Origin of the sequence: Micromonospora parva (genome assembly GCF_040649675.1) — a bacterium.
GTDB classification, from domain to species: Bacteria; Actinomycetota; Actinomycetes; order Mycobacteriales; family Micromonosporaceae; genus Micromonospora; species Micromonospora parva.
In genome coordinates, this window is record NZ_JBEZFX010000022.1 from 1 (window position 1) to 16025 (window position 16025).

11 protein-coding genes and 2 pseudogenes are annotated in these 16025 nt (G+C 69.4%); 10 read left to right on the forward strand and 3 right to left on the reverse strand.

All coding sequences use genetic code 11. The features are described 5' to 3' along the window. Positions 1 to 408 (forward strand): annotated as a pseudogene (locus tag AB0C03_RS32135) (endo-1,4-beta-xylanase); the annotation flags it as partial. A 106-nt stretch (positions 409 to 514) separates the two neighbouring features. Here the strand turns inward: AB0C03_RS32135 and AB0C03_RS32140 are convergent. Further along, positions 515 to 862, reverse strand: a complete 348-nt coding sequence (locus tag AB0C03_RS32140) for a hypothetical protein (protein ID WP_357641070.1) — start codon at positions 860 to 862, stop codon at positions 515 to 517. Between the two features lie 591 nt (positions 863 to 1453). Between AB0C03_RS32140 and AB0C03_RS32145 the strand changes: the two genes are divergently transcribed. Next, positions 1454 to 5098: an nSTAND1 domain-containing NTPase gene (locus AB0C03_RS32145; protein WP_357641073.1), complete on the forward strand. Its 3645-nt coding sequence runs from the start codon at positions 1454 to 1456 to the stop codon at positions 5096 to 5098. A gap of 9 nt (positions 5099 to 5107) precedes the next feature. On the opposite strand, the gene AB0C03_RS32150 is transcribed toward AB0C03_RS32145, so the two are convergent. Both AB0C03_RS32150 and AB0C03_RS32155 read right to left on the reverse strand, forming a co-directional pair. Further along, on the reverse strand, positions 5108 to 6157 hold the full coding sequence (locus AB0C03_RS32150) for an acetylxylan esterase (protein WP_357641076.1): 1050 nt from the start codon (positions 6155 to 6157) through the stop codon (positions 5108 to 5110). Between the two features lie 21 nt (positions 6158 to 6178). After that, positions 6179 to 7216: a LacI family DNA-binding transcriptional regulator gene (locus AB0C03_RS32155; protein WP_030338248.1), complete on the reverse strand. Its 1038-nt coding sequence runs from the start codon at positions 7214 to 7216 to the stop codon at positions 6179 to 6181. A gap of 297 nt (positions 7217 to 7513) precedes the next feature. Here AB0C03_RS32155 and AB0C03_RS32160 point away from each other — a divergent pair, with 297 nt between their 5' ends. The 8 genes and pseudogenes from AB0C03_RS32160 to AB0C03_RS32195 form a co-directional block, all read left to right on the forward strand. Continuing rightward, positions 7514 to 8503 (forward strand): ABC transporter permease, encoded by a 990-nt coding sequence (locus AB0C03_RS32160; protein ID WP_357641080.1) that lies wholly within the window; start codon positions 7514 to 7516, stop codon positions 8501 to 8503. Then, complete coding sequence (locus tag AB0C03_RS32165) at positions 8500 to 9411, forward strand: carbohydrate ABC transporter permease (RefSeq protein ID WP_357641083.1); 912 nt, start codon at positions 8500 to 8502, stop codon at positions 9409 to 9411. The genes AB0C03_RS32160 and AB0C03_RS32165 overlap by 4 nt, the downstream gene beginning before the upstream one ends. 52 nt (positions 9412 to 9463) lie before the next feature. Further along, positions 9464 to 11101, forward strand: coding sequence for an ABC transporter substrate-binding protein (locus AB0C03_RS32170; protein WP_357641086.1), 1638 nt, complete (start codon positions 9464 to 9466; stop codon positions 11099 to 11101). Between the two features lie 83 nt (positions 11102 to 11184). Then, positions 11185 to 11874 carry a DUF624 domain-containing protein gene (locus AB0C03_RS32175; protein WP_357641089.1) on the forward strand — a complete coding sequence of 230 codons (690 nt, stop codon included), beginning with the start codon at positions 11185 to 11187 and terminating at the stop codon, positions 11872 to 11874. Next, complete coding sequence (locus AB0C03_RS32180; protein ID WP_256443313.1) at positions 11871 to 12005, forward strand: hypothetical protein; 135 nt, start codon at positions 11871 to 11873, stop codon at positions 12003 to 12005. Before AB0C03_RS32175 ends, AB0C03_RS32180 begins: the two co-directional genes overlap by 4 nt. After that, on the forward strand, positions 12002 to 14140 hold the full coding sequence (locus tag AB0C03_RS32185; RefSeq protein WP_357641093.1) for an alpha-glucuronidase: 2139 nt from the start codon (positions 12002 to 12004) through the stop codon (positions 14138 to 14140). Before AB0C03_RS32180 ends, AB0C03_RS32185 begins: the two co-directional genes overlap by 4 nt. 306 nt (positions 14141 to 14446) lie before the next feature. Further along, complete coding sequence (locus tag AB0C03_RS32190) at positions 14447 to 15787, forward strand: extracellular catalytic domain type 1 short-chain-length polyhydroxyalkanoate depolymerase (RefSeq protein WP_357641096.1); 1341 nt, start codon at positions 14447 to 14449, stop codon at positions 15785 to 15787. Positions 15788 to 15826: 39 nt separating this feature from the next. Continuing rightward, positions 15827 to 16025 (forward strand): annotated as a pseudogene (locus tag AB0C03_RS32195) (endo-1,4-beta-xylanase); the annotation flags it as partial.

Sequence of the window (16025 nt, forward strand, 5' to 3'; positions counted from 1 at the left end):
ACCCCGTTGCTGTTCAACAGCAACGGCTCGAAGAAGCCGGCGTACGACGCGGTCCTCGCGGCGTTGAACAACGGCACCACGCCGACCGACCCGCCGACCACCCCGCCCACGACTCCGCCGACCAACCCGCCCGGCGGCAGCTGCACCGCGACCCTGCAGGACGGCACCCGGTGGGGCGACCGGTTCAACAGCACGGTCACCGTCAGCGGCGCGAGCAGCTGGACCGTCGTGGTCGCCGTCACCTCGCCCCAGAAGATCTCCAGCACCTGGAACGGCAGCCCGACCTGGGACAGCAGCGGGAACGTCATGACCATGCGGTCGAACGGCAGCGGCAACTCCTTCGGCTTCACCACAATGGCCAACGGCAACTGGAACCGCCCGGTGGTCCAGTCCTGCACCGCCTCCTGACCAGCGGCGCACCCTGATGGGGCGGCGACGGAATCCGTCGCCGCCCCATCAGCCGGTCCGATCACTTTCCGACCGCTGGCCGAGCAGCCGCCCGGCGTCGCCGCGATCAGGAGGCGCAGGCCCAGACTTTGTCGATCCGGTCGTTCCAGGTGCGGCCGTCGGAGGACATGTCCTTCGACAGGTCGGCGCGTCCGTCCTGGACGTCAACATGCCCGACGGTGTGCCATGCCCCGTTGCCCAAGGTGTCGACGAATTCCGCTCGCCCCTTGCTCCCGCCACTTTGTGCGTTGTGGATCGACGAGATCCTGTCGCGCCAGTCACGACCGTCCGGCATGTGCCAGTTCTCCAGGTAGTACCACCGGTCGCAGTCGTAGAAGCGAAGCTTGTTCCCTCCGCCGCTCTTGTTCTGCCACATGCACAGCCACTGCCATTCGCAGGTCAGGTAGGTGGTCATGTCCGTGCCCTCAGCCGGAGGGAGGCTCATGATCACGCCTGGTTCAAGCTCCACCGAGTCGCTGCTGACCTGCTTCGATCCCGGGTTGAGCTTCAGGATCTCTCGGATCGCCTGGGTTCGCTCGCTGCCCTCCTTCTGGGTGGCCTAGGCCGTCCCGCCGAGGGCCAGTGTGGCGGCCATCGTCGCCATGAGGGCGACCGCGACGCGCAAGATTTTAATCGACATCATTCCCCTTTGTGCTGGCTTTGGTGAGCACTGACAGCGTCGACGAATCTCAATGACCGATCATGTGCGTATCTGGATGGGCCCCCCGTCTATTCAGGACCGTGTGACGCCCCCCGATCCCAGGACGGTCACCAGTGATGTCGGTAACAACGCCGATGCCGTTTCTGGCGCGCGTCACACCGCCCTCCCCGTTCTCCTCCGTGCCGCCGATCGCGTTGCCTGTCGAAGGCGCCCGCACACCTCGTCGTACGATGGCTGCTATCTGACAGTCACCGATCGGCGATCACGAAACTAGATATAGTCCCCCATGGATTGTTTGCCAATCATGTCGTGAGACTGACAAACAACTCTTCGACGGGGGACAACGTGGGTAGACCTGAGCGGCCGCTCGACCCGGAGGCGGGTGAGCTGGAGCGATTCGCGCTCGACCTGCGGAAACTGCGGGCGAAGGCGGGGACGCCGACGTACCGCCAACTGGCCAGACGGGCCCACTTCTCGGTGACCACCCTGGCGAAGGCGGCCAGCGGCGAGACCGTGCCGAGCCTTCAGGTGACACTCGCGTACGTGGCCGCGTGCGACGGCGATCTGGCCGAGTGGACCGAGCGGTGGCACAGTTTGATCGCCAGCGTGGCGTCCGCCGAGACGACGGAGGTCAGCCGGGGGCCGTACTGGGGAATGGCGGCCTTTCAGCCGGAGGACTCAGAATGGTTCTTCGGACGCGAGCGCATGGTGGCTCAACTGTGTGAAATGCTCACCCGTCTGCGGTTCGTCGCTGTTTTCGCCCCGTCTGGTGCGGGCAAATCATCACTGCTCCGCGCCGGCCTGCTGGCGGCAGTGGCGGAGAATCCCGGGAAGGGCCAGCCCGCCTGGGCCACTGTGCTGATGACCCCCGGCGAACACCCGGTCGAGGAACTCGCGACTCAGCTCGTGAATGGACAGGACCGGGCGCGCGGCACGGTCCAGAGCGAGCTGATCGAGGATCCGGCGAACATCCGCGCGACGATCGAGCGGATTCTCGACTCCCGTCCGTCGGTCGCACACCTGCTCATCGTGGTGGACCAGTTCGAGGAGCTCTTCACGCTCTGCCGCGACGAGGAGGAGCGATCGGGCTTCATCGCGGCGCTGCTCGCCGCGGCGGATCTTCCCAGGGCGCGTGTGGTGCTGGGGGTGCGGGCCGACTTCTATGGTCGGTGCGCGGCCTACCCGGCCCTGGTGGCGGCCCTGCACGAGCACCAACTGTTGGTCGGCCCGATGGACGACGAGGATCTGCGCCGGACGATCACCGGCCCGGCCGAGCGGGCCGGGTTGCAGGTGGATCCGGCGTTGGTGGAGATGGCCGTGGCCGACGTCGGCGGTCAGACGGGGGCACTGCCGCTGCTGTCCCACGCGCTGCTGGAAACGTCACGCCTGCGCCAGGGCAAGCGGATCACGCTGGCCCACTATCGCGAGTCGGGCGGCGTGAACGGTGCCATCACCCGGACCGCCGAAGGGGTGTACGCGCAGTTCGACGAGGGGCAGCGCGGGCTGGCCCGGGACATCTTCCTGCGGCTGACCGCCCTCGGTGACGGCACCGAGGACACCCGACGTCGGGCCCCCCTCGCCGAGCTGGTGGGCGGCGCCGACCCGTTGGCCGCGGCCGGGGTGCTGGGTCGGTTGACGGCCGCGCGCCTGGTCACCGCGGACGAGAAGGGCGTCATGGTGGCCCACGAGGCCCTGATCCAGGAGTGGCCCCGGCTGCGCCGCTGGCTGACCGAAGATCGGGAGCTGTTGCGGTCCCACCGCAGGCTGACGGAGGCCGCCGCCGAGTGGCATCGGCATCACCGCGCCGACGGGTTCCTGTACCGGGGGGTTCAGTTGGCGCTCTGGGGAGCCCACCGGGTGCTGGACCTCAGTGACCTGGAACGGGACTTTCTGGAGGCCAGCCGGGCCCGGGAGGCCCGGCGCCGCTCGGCCCGACGGCGGCGGACCCGGGTGGCACTGACCGGGCTCGCGGCAATCGTTGTGGTGGTGAGCGTCCTCGCGGCGGTGGCTCTGGTGCAGGCGAACCGGGCGGCGGCCGAACGGGATCTCGCTGTTGCTCGGCAGCTGACGGTCGAGGCCGGCAACCAACTGCAGATCGATCCGCGACAGGCCCAGCGGCTCGCCAGGCGGGCGCTGACCGTACGCCCGACTCTCGACGCCGAGATGGTGCTCCGCCAGGCGGCCGTCAACGACCGGCTCCAGGCGATCGTGCCGATGAGCAGCAAGAAGGCCCTGGGCGTGGCGTTCAGTCCGGACGGGCAGCGGGTGGCTGCCACCGGGACGGACGGCGAGGTGCGGGTGTGGACCTGGACCGGGCGCGGCGTCTCCGGGCCGGGCCTGGCTCTCCCCGGCGGACCCGACGGGCAGCTCTGGAGCCCGGTGTTCAGCCCGGACGGGAAGCGGCTGGTCACCGCCGGCTCGGACGGTACCGTCCGGATCTGGCAGGTCGACGCGACCGCTGGGCCGATCGTCCTGCGCGGGCACGAGGGCCCGGTGTGGGGCGTGGCGTTCAGCCCCGATGGACGGCTGGTCGCCAGTGCCGGCGAGGACACCACCGTCCGGGTCTGGGATGCCCGCGGCGGCGCTCGACCGGTGGTGCTGCGGGGGCACACCAAGGTCGCTGTGGGTGTGGCGTTCAGCCCCGACGGGCGGCAGTTGGCCAGCAGCGGCCACGACGCGACGGTGCGGCTCTGGGATCTGGCCGACCGATCCGCCGCAACGACGCTGACCGGGCCGCGCACGGCCACCAGGACACTGGTGTTCAGCCGCGACGGCAGCCGCCTGGCCTGCTCCAGCAGCGATGGTACGGCGTGGGTGTGGTCGCTGACCGGGTCGACCGCTCCGGTGGTGTTGCGGGGGCATGAGGGCACAGTGGAAGGGCTCGCGCTGAGCCCGGACGAACAGTGGATCGCGACCACCAGCGACGACCTGACCGTGCGGATCTGGAACGCCGACGGCGCTGGCGACCCGCTGGTGCTGCGCGGTCACACCAACCGGGTCTGGGCGGTGGCGTTCAGTCCGGACGGATCGCGGCTGGTGACCGCCGCCGACGACGGCACGGTGCGGGTCTGGGACCCGGGCAGCGAACGGGTGATCCTGCGCGGCCACGACAAGGCCTCCTGGTCCGCCGCGTTCACCCCGGACGGGCAGCGGGTGGTCAGCGGCGGCGAGGACGGCACGGTGCGGGTCTGGAACCTGGCCGCGCCCGACGAGCCTCGGCTGCTCGGCCGCCACGACGGCGACGTCTACGGCCTCACGGTCAGCCCGGACGGCACGCGGGTGGCAACCGGCGGCAGCGACGGCACGGTACGGGTGTGGGACCTTGCCGGCAGAGACGATCCGGTGGTGCTGCGCGGGCACGAGAAACAGGCGTGGACCGCCGACTTCAGCCCTGACGGCCGTCGCCTGGCCAGTGTCAGCAACGACCGGAGCCTGCGCATCTGGGACCTGACCGGCCAGCGCGGCCCGGTGGTCCATCGGGTCGCCGAGGAGATCCGGTACGCCGCCTTCAGCCCCGACGGCACGAAGGTCGCCACCGCCGGCGCGGAGGGCACCCTGCGGATCTGGGACGCCCTCGGCGCGGCCGACCCGCTGCTCCTTCCCGGTCACGAGGGGCTGGTCTGGGCCGTGGCCTTCAGCCCGGACGGAGATCGGGTCGTCAGCGCCGGCTTCGACGGCACAGTGCAGATCCACTCCATCACCAGCGGCGTCGCGCCGATGGTGTTGCGAGGCCACGAGGGCCCCGTCTGGCACGTGTCGTTCAGCCCGGACGGGCGGTGGGTGCTCAGCTCCGGAAAGGACGGCACCGCCCGCCTGTGGCGCGCGTCGGAGACCGCGCAGTCGGTGACCTTCGACGGGTTCGGGGCGTCCGTGGAGACCGTGGACTTCAGCCCGGACGGCGAGCGGCTCGTCTCGACCCACGACGACGGCACCGTACGCGTCTGGCCCTGCCGTGCGTGTGCTCCGGTCCAGCGCCTGCTGGAGCCGTGAGCAGCACATTCACGGTGTCGGTGCGCGCCGTGGCGTCCGGTCGACGAGCGGATGTGCCCGGCGGTGCCGGGCTGGGCGCAACACCGCGCCCAGCCAGCGCAGCTGACGCCGGACGTGTACGGCCTCGCCGCCCTCGTGACCGTTGAACGGGTAGACGTGCATCTCGCGTTCGGGTGGGACCGGCCTGCCGTTCGCGGCGCCGTAGTGGTTGTAGGCGGCGAAGGCGGTTCGCGGTGGGCAGACGGTGTCGCGCCGGCCGACCCCGAAATGCGCCGGGGCCGTCGCTCGGCGGGCGAAGCTCACGCCGTCGACGTAGGACAGCGTGCGCCAGACCGCCTCCTCGGCCTCCCGGTGCACGGCCAGGTACCGGGCGATCTCGCCGTACGGCGCGAGGTCGGTGAGCGCGACGCTGCGCCGCATGTCGCACAGGAACGGGGCGGTGGTCAGCACCGCGCTGAGGTCGTCGACGAGACCGGCCACCGCCAGGGCGAGGCCGCCACCCTGGCTGTTGCCGACCACGCTGACCTGGTCGCCGTCGACCCCGGGCAGCGCCCGGACCGCCGCGACCGCCCGGACCGCGTCGGTGATCAGGCGGCGGTAGTGGTAGGTCCGCGGATCGAGGACCCCCCAGGTGACCGGCGCGGGCCCACCGGGTGCGCCGTGCGGGTCGGGGGTGTCCCCGGCGCCGTACTGGCCCGCCTGGCCCCGGTTGTCCATCAACAGGTGCGCGTACCCGGCCACCGGCCAGGTCAGCCGTTCGTGGGGAAGGCCGCGACCGCGACCGTAGCCGGCGTACTCGACCACGGCCGGCAGCGGCTCCCGCACCCCCGCGGGGCGGGTGTACCAGGCGCGTACGGGGTCACCGCCGAAACCGGCGAACGTCACGTCCCAGGAGTCGAGCAGCGGCAGGTCGGTGGGCTCGGGACGGACGTCGACGAGCACCGGCGCGGCGGCCGCCTCGGCGAGCGTGTCCCGCCAGAACTCGTCGAAGTCGTCGGGCTCGGCGACCTCGGGCGCGTAGCGCTGAAGCTCGTCGACGGTGTTGGCGCAGTGGGGCACGGGTCCTCGCAGGGGCCGGGGTCAGTGCGGGTGTGTCGGTGGCGCGGTGCTCTCCCGGACGACCAGCTCGGTCACCAGGTCGATCCGGCTGGTCGCCGGCTCGTTCCCTCTCGTCAGGTCGAGCAGCATCTGGGTGGCGATGCCGGCCATGTCGCGCAACGGCTGGTTGATCGTGGTGAGGGCCGGGTCGGTCCAGGCGGAGAGCGGCAGGTTGTCGTAGCCGATCACCGAAAGGTCCTCGGGCACCCGCAGGCCGCACTGGCGGGCGGCCCGGAGCACCCCCATGGCCTGGATGTCCGACCCGGCGAAGATCGCCGTGGGTCGGTCCGGCCGCTGGAGCAGTTGCAGCCCGTGCGCGTGCCCGGCTCCGGCGGAGAAACTGCCGTAGCGGATCAGCTCGCGGTCGAGCACCAGCCCGGCTTCCTCGTGGGCCGACTGGAAGCCGGCGGCGCGGGCGCGGCTGCACAGCACCTCGGGTGGGCCGGAGATGACGGCGATCCGGCGGTGCCCCAGATCCAGCAGGTGCCGAGCGGCGAGCAGGCCGCCGTTCCAGTTGTTCGACCCGACGGTGGGCACGGAGGCCGAGGTCGCACTGTCGGTGTCGACGACGACGAACGGTATGCCCTGCCGACGCAGGTGCTGCTGTTGCGCCTCGGCCAGGTGGGAGAGGACGAACACCACACCCAGCGGGCGGTCGGCGAGCAACGCCTCCAGCCAGCGTGCCGGCGGTCGGTGCGCGCCGTCGAGTTGGGCGACCGACAGCCCGATGCCGGCGGCGGAGGTCACCGCCTCGACGCCCCGCAGGATCTCCATCGCCCAGCCCGTGTCGAACTCGTGGAAGACGAGGCCCACCCGACCGCCGCTGGTCGCGTGTCGCCGGGCGCGGCGCTGGTACTGGTGGCGGTCGAGGCTCGCCTCCACCCGGGCTCTGGTGCCGGGGGCGACGTCGCCGCGTCCGTTGAGGACCTTGGAAACGGTCGCGACCGAGACGCCGACATCGTTGGCGATGGTCGCGATGGTGGTGGAGGCGGGTGGGCCGAGCGGGCGGTGCTCTGTCATCGCAGCCCCATACAACATCCGAAAGTTTCGGCCGACCTTAACATGATGCGACATTCACGCCAGTCGGTCTCGCCGTCGGCGTGCCCATTGGTGGGTCGTCGCGCGGCCCGTCGACGACGGAACGCCGATCTCAGGGTCACCGTGTGCAGGAAACAATGCCTGGTGGTCCGATTGAGACTCTTGACAGGCATCGATGGGGCACTTAGGTTGCCGAAAAGGTTGCGCAGGTTTCCGGAAAGTTTCGGATCGTGAAGTTTCGGATCGGGGCTGTTCCCCAGTCGGCATAGGAGGTCGTGGATGACATCCACCCTGCGGCCACCGCCGCCGGCGCCGCCGCGCTCACCGCAGGAGGCGCGCAGTCCTGCTCCGCGCCCACTGCGACGTGGCCGAAGCTGGCGGCAGGCACTGCGCCGGGACTGGCAGCTCTACTCCCTCGCCATTCTGCCGCTGCTGTTCTTCCTGGTCTTTCGGTATCTGCCGATGCTCGGCAACATCATCGCCTTCCGCCGGTTCAAGCCGGGCGGCAGCATCTTCGGTGAGTACTGGGTCGGGCTGCGCTACTTCCGGATGTTCCTCACCGACCCGACGTTCTGGGAGGTGTTCACCAACACCCTGGTGCTCGGGGCACTGACCCTGCTGTTCTGCTTTCCGCTGCCCATCGTGCTGGCGCTGCTGCTCAACGAGGTCCGGGCCCGCCGTTTCAAGCGGTTCGTCCAGTCCGTCTCCTACCTGCCGCACTTCCTGTCGATCGTGATCGTGGCCGCGATGGTCATGCAGCTGACCTCGATCGAGGGCACGGCCAACCAACTCGTCAGTCTGTTCGGCGGCGACCCGGTGGCATTCCTGCAGAAACCGGAGTGGTTCCGCACCATCTACGTCTCGTCCGAGGTCTGGCAGACGGTCGGCTGGGGCACGATCCTCTACCTCGCCGCCCTCACCACCATCGACGAGGACCTGTACGAGGCCGCCCGGATCGACGGCGCGGGCCGGCTGCGCCAAACCTGGCACATCACGTTGCCCGGCATCCGCCCGACGATGATGACCCTGCTGATCCTCAACATCGGCAGCTTCCTGGCCGTCGGGTTCGAGAAGATCCTGCTGCTCTACAACCCGTTGACGTACCCGACCGCCGACGTGGTCTCCACCTATCTGTTCCGGATGGGCTTCCAGTCGAGCAACTTCAGCTACGCGGCGGCCATCGGCCTCTTCGAGGCGGTGATCGGGCTGATCCTCGTCCTGTCGGCGAACGTCATCTCCCGTCGCACGGTGGGGACGAGCCTGTGGTGACCTTCGGTACGAAGATCGACGCCCCGAAGACCCGCGGGCCGGACGACAGCCGGGGTTACCGGATCTTCCGCGTCGTCAACACGGTGGTCCTGCTCGGCGTCGTGGTCGTGACGCTGTACCCGTTCCTCAACATCGTGGCCCGCTCGCTCAGCGAAGAGGCGTACATCATCGCCGGCAAGGTGAGCGTCGTCCCGCGTGGGTTCGACCTGACCGCGTACAAGCTGGTGATGTCGGACTCGCTGTTCTGGACGAACTACCGCAACACGGTGGTGTACACGGTGGTCGCCACGCTCATCTCCATCGTGCTGACCACCTGTTACGCGTACGTGCTGTCGAAGCCGCAGCTCAAGGGGCGCGGAATGCTCGTCGGGGTCGCGCTGTTCACCATGTTCTTCTCCGGTGGCCTGATTCCCAACTACGTGCTGGTCACCAGCCTGGGGATGAAGAACACCATCTGGGCCGTGGTGGTCCCCAACGCCATCAGCGTGTTCAACCTGCTGGTGATGAAGGCGTTCTTCGAGAGTCTGCCGACCGAGTTGGAGGAGGCCGCGGCGGTCGACGGGCTGAACACGTACGGCATCCTGCTGCGGATCGTGCTGCCGCTGTCGAAGGCGATCATCGCGACGATGGTGCTCTTCTACGCGGTCTCCTTCTGGAACTCGTGGTTCACCGCGTTCCTCTACATGGACCAGCAGGATCTGCTGCCGGTCACCGTCTACCTGCGCAACCTCATCGCGGGCGCCACCGACGCACAGCAGTCCGGCGCTGCCGACGCCGACGTTGTGCAGGCCGCGGCCACCCTCCAGGCCGTGACGATCGTGCTCACCACAGTGCCGATCCTGGCGGTCTACCCCTTCGTCCAGCGGTACTTCGTCCGCGGCGTGATGCTCGGCGCGGTCAAGGGATGACGCCGAATGCCGCACCGCGGCACCTCCGAACCCACCATCGAAAGGACGAGCCATGCTCCACAAGACGTGGCGCCGCGTGGCGGTAGCCACCGCGGGTCTGCTCGCGCTCTCCCTTACCACCGCCTGTTCCGAGGACCCCGGTGAGTCGACGGACCTCTCCGGGAACCGGGTCGGCGCGATGGCCGACTACGGCGTCGGCGACCAGTTCAAGGCCAGCGAGACGCTCTCGTTCTCCACCCTCTACAACAACCACACGTTCTACCCGCTCAAGGAGGACTGGCTGTTCTGGTCCGAGTTGACGAAGCGGACCAACGTCACCATCGAACCGGTGGCCGTGCCGCTGAGCGACTACGAGCAGAAGCGCAGCCTGCTGATCGGCGCCGGGGACGCGCCGCTGATCATCCCGAAGACGTACCACCCGCAGGAGAACGCGTTCGTGGCCTCCGGGGCGATCCTTCCGGTGAGCGACTACCTGGACCTGATGCCCAACCTCAAGGACAAGATCGCCAAGTGGAACCTCAAGCCGGAGATCGACAACCTGCGGCAGGCCGACGGTAAGTTCTACCTGCTGCCCGGGCTGCACGAGAAGCCCACGCAGGACTACACGGTGCTGGTGCGCACCGACATCATGCAGGAACTCAACCTGCCGACGCCGAAGACCTGGGACGACCTGTACGCCGTACTCAAGGCGATGAAGGCGAAGTACCCGAACGTCTACCCGTACTCCGACCTCTTCAGCAAGCCGAACCCGACCGGCGCGTTGCTGAACATCCTCGGCTCGGCCCACGGCACCCAGGCGGGCTGGGACTACCAGCACGCCACCTGGGACCCGGCGGCGAAGAAGTTCACCTACACCGGAGCGTCCGAGCAGTACAAGCAGATGGTCACCTTCCTGCACAAGCTCGTCGCCGAGGGCCTGCTCGACCCGGAGAGCTTCACCCAGACCGACGACCAGGCCCGGCAGAAGCTCGCCAACGGCAAGTCCTTCGTGGTCACCGGAAACGCGCAGACGCTGGTCAACAACCACCGGCCCGACCTGGCCAAGACCCTGCCGAACGCGAAGATGGCCAAGATCCCGCTGCCGGTCGGCCCGGCCGGCGAGATCAACCCGTTCCCCCGGCTGGAGAACGGCATCATGATCTCCACGAAGGCCCGGGAGAGCAAGAACTTCGTGGCCATGATGCAGTTCATCGACTGGTTGTGGTACTCGGACGCCGGCCTGGAGTTCGCCCGCTGGGGCGTCGAGGGCACCACCTTCACCAAGGACGCCTCCGGGAAGCGCACGCTCAACCCCGGCGTCGACTTCCTCGGCCTCAACCCGAAGGCGCCCAAGCACCTGCAGAAGGACTTCGGCTTCCAGAACGGCGTCTTCGCCTACGGCGGCAGCCCCGACCTGGTCCGCGGGTTCTTCTCCCCGGAGGAGCTGGAGTTCCAGAAGGTGATGGACGCGCGTGCCCCGCGGATGGTGCCTCCACCGGCCCCGTTGACCGACGAGGAGCGCGAGCAGGTGTCGCTCTGGGAGACGCCGCTGAAGGACTTCGTCACCCAGAACACGCTGAAGTTCGCCCTCGGCCAGCGGCCGCTCGCCGAGTGGGACGCGTACGTGGCGGAGCTGAAGGCCAAGAACTCCGACCAGTACATCGAGCTGGTCAACAAGGCGTACGAGCGGTTCCAGAAGAACAACGGCTGATCAGAGAGGTCCGGTCGGGCGGCCAGTCGCGGCCCGACCGGACCTCGTCGTGAGCACCGGTCGGACGATCAGAGGAAACGACAGTGAGTGGCGCGGCCCAGACCTGGCGACAGTTCGGCGACGGACCACTGTCGCGGATCACCTCACGCGTCTACATCCTGCTCGTGGTCGAACTGCTCCTGCTGCTCACCACAGTGCCCGGCCTGCTCCCGTTGCTGCTGCTGGACCGCGACCCCAGCAACCTGCCGCTGGTCGCGCTCCTCCTGGTACCTGTCGGTCCGGCCCTCTCCGCCGCCCTGTACGTCCTGCGCCACCAGCGAACCGACCTGACCGACCTGCGCCCGGCGGCGGTGTTCTGGCGCGGCTACCGGGCGAACGCGTTCGGGGTGCTGCGCATCTGGGTGCCGACGCTGCTGTGGTTGGCCGTGCTCGCCCTGAACCTCGCCTACCGGGACGCGGTCGGCCTGGCGACCTGGTGGACGGTGCCGTTGGTGCTGATCGCGGTGGCGGTGACACTCGGCGCGGCCAACGCCCTGGTGATCACCTCGCTGTTCGACTTCCGCACCCGGGACGTGCTCCGACTGGCGGTGCACTTCCTCGTGCGTACCCCGGCGGTCACCGTCGGGAACGTCCTGCTGCTGGCCGCGGCGGCCGGGATCACCGCGGTCCTCTCCGAGGCGGTGCTGACGCTGCTCGCGTCGATCGCCGCCCTGGCGTTCCTGCGCGTCAGCGAGCCGATGATCCACCTGATCCGGAAGGAGTTCACGACATGAGCCTGCCCCTGAGCGCCACGGTGCCCTTCGGGGGCGACGACAACCCGCGACAGGAGACCGAACCGCCGTCGGCGCTCGCCACCCCGCGACTGCCGGCGTACCGGGTCGTCGTGCTGGAGGGAGACCGGTGAACGCCGAAGAGTCAGTGGACCTGGAGCAGTTGATGTTCGTCGACGAGCCGATGGATGGTGACGGGCCGCGGGTCCACCCGGCCTGGTTGCCCCCGGAGGCGTTCCGGTCGCTCGGTGCGCGCCGCGTCCTCCTGCACGGCGAGGGGTTGCTCGTCGACACCGTCCTCGACGAGGTCTCACGGGCCTGCGCGCGCTACGGCGGGCTGGTGTGGCACTCCCCGTCCTGGGACGTCGACGTCGACCTGGTGCTCGCCCTGCGCGACGCCGCTGAGCTGCCCAACCCGTCGGTCGAGGCGGCCCGTGCCGCCGGTGAGGCGGCGCTGGTCGAGCTGGGCGACGGCGAGACGCTCGGCGACGAGGGTTTCGTGTTGGCGCGGGCCGGTGACGTGACGGTCGTGCTGGCCGACGCGCCGGCCGGCCTGCTGTACGGGCTCTTCCACGTGGTCCGGCTCTGCGCGGCGGCCTTCGACCCGGCCCGCCCGCCGGAGTGGCACCGGCCGGCGCTGCGCCGGCGGATGCTGAACCACTGGGACAACGTCACTGTGCACCCGGTGATGGGCCAGGTCGAACGGGGGTACGCCGGCGGTTCGATCTTCTGGCGGGACGGCCGTTCGCGCGGCGACCTGGACCGGGTGCGGGAGTACGCGCGGCTGTTGGCGTCCTGCGGGGTCAACGCGATCTCGGTGAACAACGTCAACGTGGTCCGCACCGAGGCGCTGCTGCTCACCGAACGGCTCGGTGACGTGGCCGAGATCGCGGACGTGCTGCGCCGCTACGGCATCCGGGTGCACCTGTCGGTCAGCTTCGCCGCGCCGGTGCTCCTCGGTGGCCTGTCGACCGCCGACCCCCTCGACGAGAACGTGCGGGTCTGGTGGGCCGCGACCACCCGGCGGGTGTACGAGCGCATCCCGGACTTCGGCGGTTACCTGGTGAAGGCCGACTCGGAGGGGCAGCCGGGCCCGTTCACGTACGGCCGTGACCACGCCGACGGCGCGAACCTGCTGGCCGAGGCGCTCGCCCCGCACGGGGGAGTGGTGCACTGGCGGGCGTTCGTCTACAACCACCACCAGGACTGGCGGGACCGGTCCACCGACCGGGCGCGGGCCGCCTACGATCACTTCGCCCCGCTCGACGGGCGCTTCCGCACCAACGTGGTCGTCCAGGTGAAGTTCGGTCCGGTGGACTTCCAGACGCGGGAGCCGATCTCACCGGTGCTCGCCGCGATGCCGGCGACCCGGTTGGCGGTGGAGTTGCAGGTCACCCAGGAGTACACGGGCCAGCAACGGCACGTCTGCCACCTCGGCCCGTGGTGGAGTGAGGTGCTCAGCTTCGCCCCCTGGGGGCCCGGCGGGCGGACGATCGCCGACGTGGTCACCGGGGAGGCGGGGGCGGGCGGCGGGATGGTCGCCGTCGCCAACGTCGGCGACGACCCGTTCTGGACCGGGCATCCGTTGGCGCAGGCCAACCTGTACACGTTCGGCCGGCTGGCCTGGGACCCGCGGCGGGACCCGACGGCGATCCTCGACGAGTGGATCACGCTGACCTTCCCGCCCTCGGCGACCGCCGACGCGGAGCTGGTGCGGCGTACCCTGCACGAGATCATGGACGACTCGTGGCGCACCTACGAGCGCTACACCGCCCCGCTGGGCGTCGGCTTCATGGTCAACCCCGGCGACCACTACGGCCCCGGCGTCGACGGGTACGAGTACACGCGGTGGGGCACCTACCACTTCGCCGACCGCGACGGCGTCGGCGTGGACCGCAGCCGCGCGTCGGGCACCGGTTTCACCGGCCAGTACCCGCCGTACTGGGCGCAGGTGTACGAGTCACCCGAGAGCTGCCCCGACGAGCTGTTGCTCTTCTTCCACCACGTGCCGTACGGGCATGTGCTGCACAGCGGCTCGACGGTCATCCAGCACATCTACGACACCCACTTCGCGGGGGTGGAGGAGGTGACGGCGATGCGGCGACGGTGGCAGCGGCTCAACGGCATGATCGACCCGAGCGTGTACGAGCGGGTCGCCGAACGCCTGGAGGAGCAGGTGCGGTGTGCCACCGAGTGGCGCGACCAGATCAACACGTACTTCTTCCGCAAGTCCGGGGTGCCGGACGAGCGAGGGCGGGACATCTACTGAGCGGCGACCGACGGCCCGACCACCCGGTCGGGCCGTCGGTCACCTCGCGCTCACCGGGGTCTGCGCGTACCGATAATGTCCCGGTAATTTCTCGCGACCTGTAGTCGCTGATCATGCCGGTCGATGCCGGTGGTAGCGCAGGTGGCCGCCGGAACCGCTGCGGCGAAAGGTTTCCGGAAGTCTTGACAATCGAACGTGCTCGATTGAAGCTGACATGGTCACGCGAGCCGCGGTCAAGGTCGGGCGAAGGGCAGTCCTCGACTCAAGTCCCCTTCCACGCGCCTTTTTTCGCAAGGGATCGCGACGATGACACTCAAGACGAAAATGCTCGGCGTCGTCATGGCTGCCGTGACGTTGGCCGCCGCCGCGCTGACGTTCGCCACCCCCGCGTCGGCGGCGACGCTCACGCAGGTGACCAACTTCGGCACCAACCCCACCAACCTGCAGATGCACCTGTACGTCCCGGACCGGGTGGCGACCCGACCGGCGATTCTCCTGGCGATGCACTACTGCACCGGGACGGGCCCCGCGTTCCACTCGGGCACGCAGTACGCATCCCTGGCGGACCGGTACGGGTTCATCGTGATCTACCCGTCGGCAACCCGCAGCAGCAAGTGCTGGGACGTCTACTCGCCGCAGGCGTTGCGCCGTGGCGGCGGCAGCGACCCGGTCGGGCTGATGTCCATGGTCGACTACGTGAAGCAGCGCTACTCCGCCGACCCCGCGCGGATCTTCGCCACCGGCACCTCGTCCGGCGCGATGATGACCAACGTCATGCTGGGTGACTACCCGGACGTCTTCGCGGCGGGCGCCTCGTTCGCCGGGGTTCCGTTCGCCTGTTTCGCCACCGGCGGCACCTCGGAGTGGAACAGCCAGTGCGCGAACGGGCAACTCATCCGGACCGCGCAGCAGTGGGGTGACCTCGTCCGGGAGGCGTACCCCGGCTACACCGGACAGCGACCCCGGATGCAGATCTGGCACGGCACCAACGATGAGACGCTGCGCTACCCGAACTTCGGTGAGCAGGTCAAGCAGTGGACCAACGTGCACGGGCTGAGCCAGACCCCGACGTACACCGACTCCCCGCAGTCCGGCTACACCCGCACCCGGTACGGCAGCAGCGGCCCGATGGCGCCGGTCGAGGCGATCAGCATGCAGGGTGTCACGCACAACCTTCCGGTCGACGCCGCGCAGGTGATCCGCTTCTTCGGGCTGGACGGGACCGCACCGCCGACCACCCCGCCGCCGACCACTCCGCCCCCGACCACCCCACCCCCGACGACCCCGCCCCCGACCACTCCGCCGCCGACGACCCCGCCGCCGAGCGAGGGTGCCTGCCGGGTCGGCTACACGGTCAACGCCTGGAACAACGGCCTCACCGCGAGTGTGGCCATCACCAACACCGGCACCACCGCCGTGAACGGCTGGGCGCTGACCTTCACCCTGCCCAGCGGGCAGCGCATCACCGGCGGCTGGAACGCCCAGTACGCGCCGACGAGCGGTGCGGTGACCGCCCGCAACGTCTCCTACAACGGCACCATCGCCCCGAACGCGTCGGTCGAGATCGGCTTCCAGGCCACGCATGAGGGCGGCACCGGCAAGCCCGCTTCGTTCGCACTCAACGGTGCCGCCTGTTCGGTGTCCTGATTTCCCCTTCCACCCCACCACCCGAGAAGGAGTCACACGATGAGAAATGCGAGATGGAAGGCGGCATCGAGAGCCGCCATCGCGCTGACCAGCGCGGGGGCCCTCGCCGCCGGTATGGCGCTGTTCATGACCGCGCCGGCCGCCGCCGGTACGACGCTGGGCGCGTCGGCCGCGGAGAAGGGGCGGTATTTCGGTACGGCGGTGGCGGCGAACAAGTTGTCTGATAGTGCGTACACGA

What these genes read in the sequence shown, in the direction of transcription:
- AB0C03_RS32140 (WP_357641070.1), bottom strand. Translation starts at nt 862, where the DNA reads ATGACCACCTACCTGACCTGCGAATGGCAGTGGCTGTGCATGTGGCAG.
- AB0C03_RS32155 (WP_030338248.1), bottom strand. Translation starts at nt 7,216, where the DNA reads ATGACAGAGCACCGCCCGCTCGGCCCACCCGCCTCCACCACCATCGCG.
- AB0C03_RS32160 (WP_357641080.1), top strand. Translation starts at nt 7,514, where the DNA reads ATGACATCCACCCTGCGGCCACCGCCGCCGGCGCCGCCGCGCTCACCG.
- AB0C03_RS32170 (WP_357641086.1), top strand. Translation starts at nt 9,464, where the DNA reads ATGCTCCACAAGACGTGGCGCCGCGTGGCGGTAGCCACCGCGGGTCTG.
- AB0C03_RS32180 (WP_256443313.1), top strand. Translation starts at nt 11,871, where the DNA reads ATGAGCCTGCCCCTGAGCGCCACGGTGCCCTTCGGGGGCGACGACAAC.
- AB0C03_RS32190 (WP_357641096.1), top strand. Translation starts at nt 14,447, where the DNA reads ATGACACTCAAGACGAAAATGCTCGGCGTCGTCATGGCTGCCGTGACG.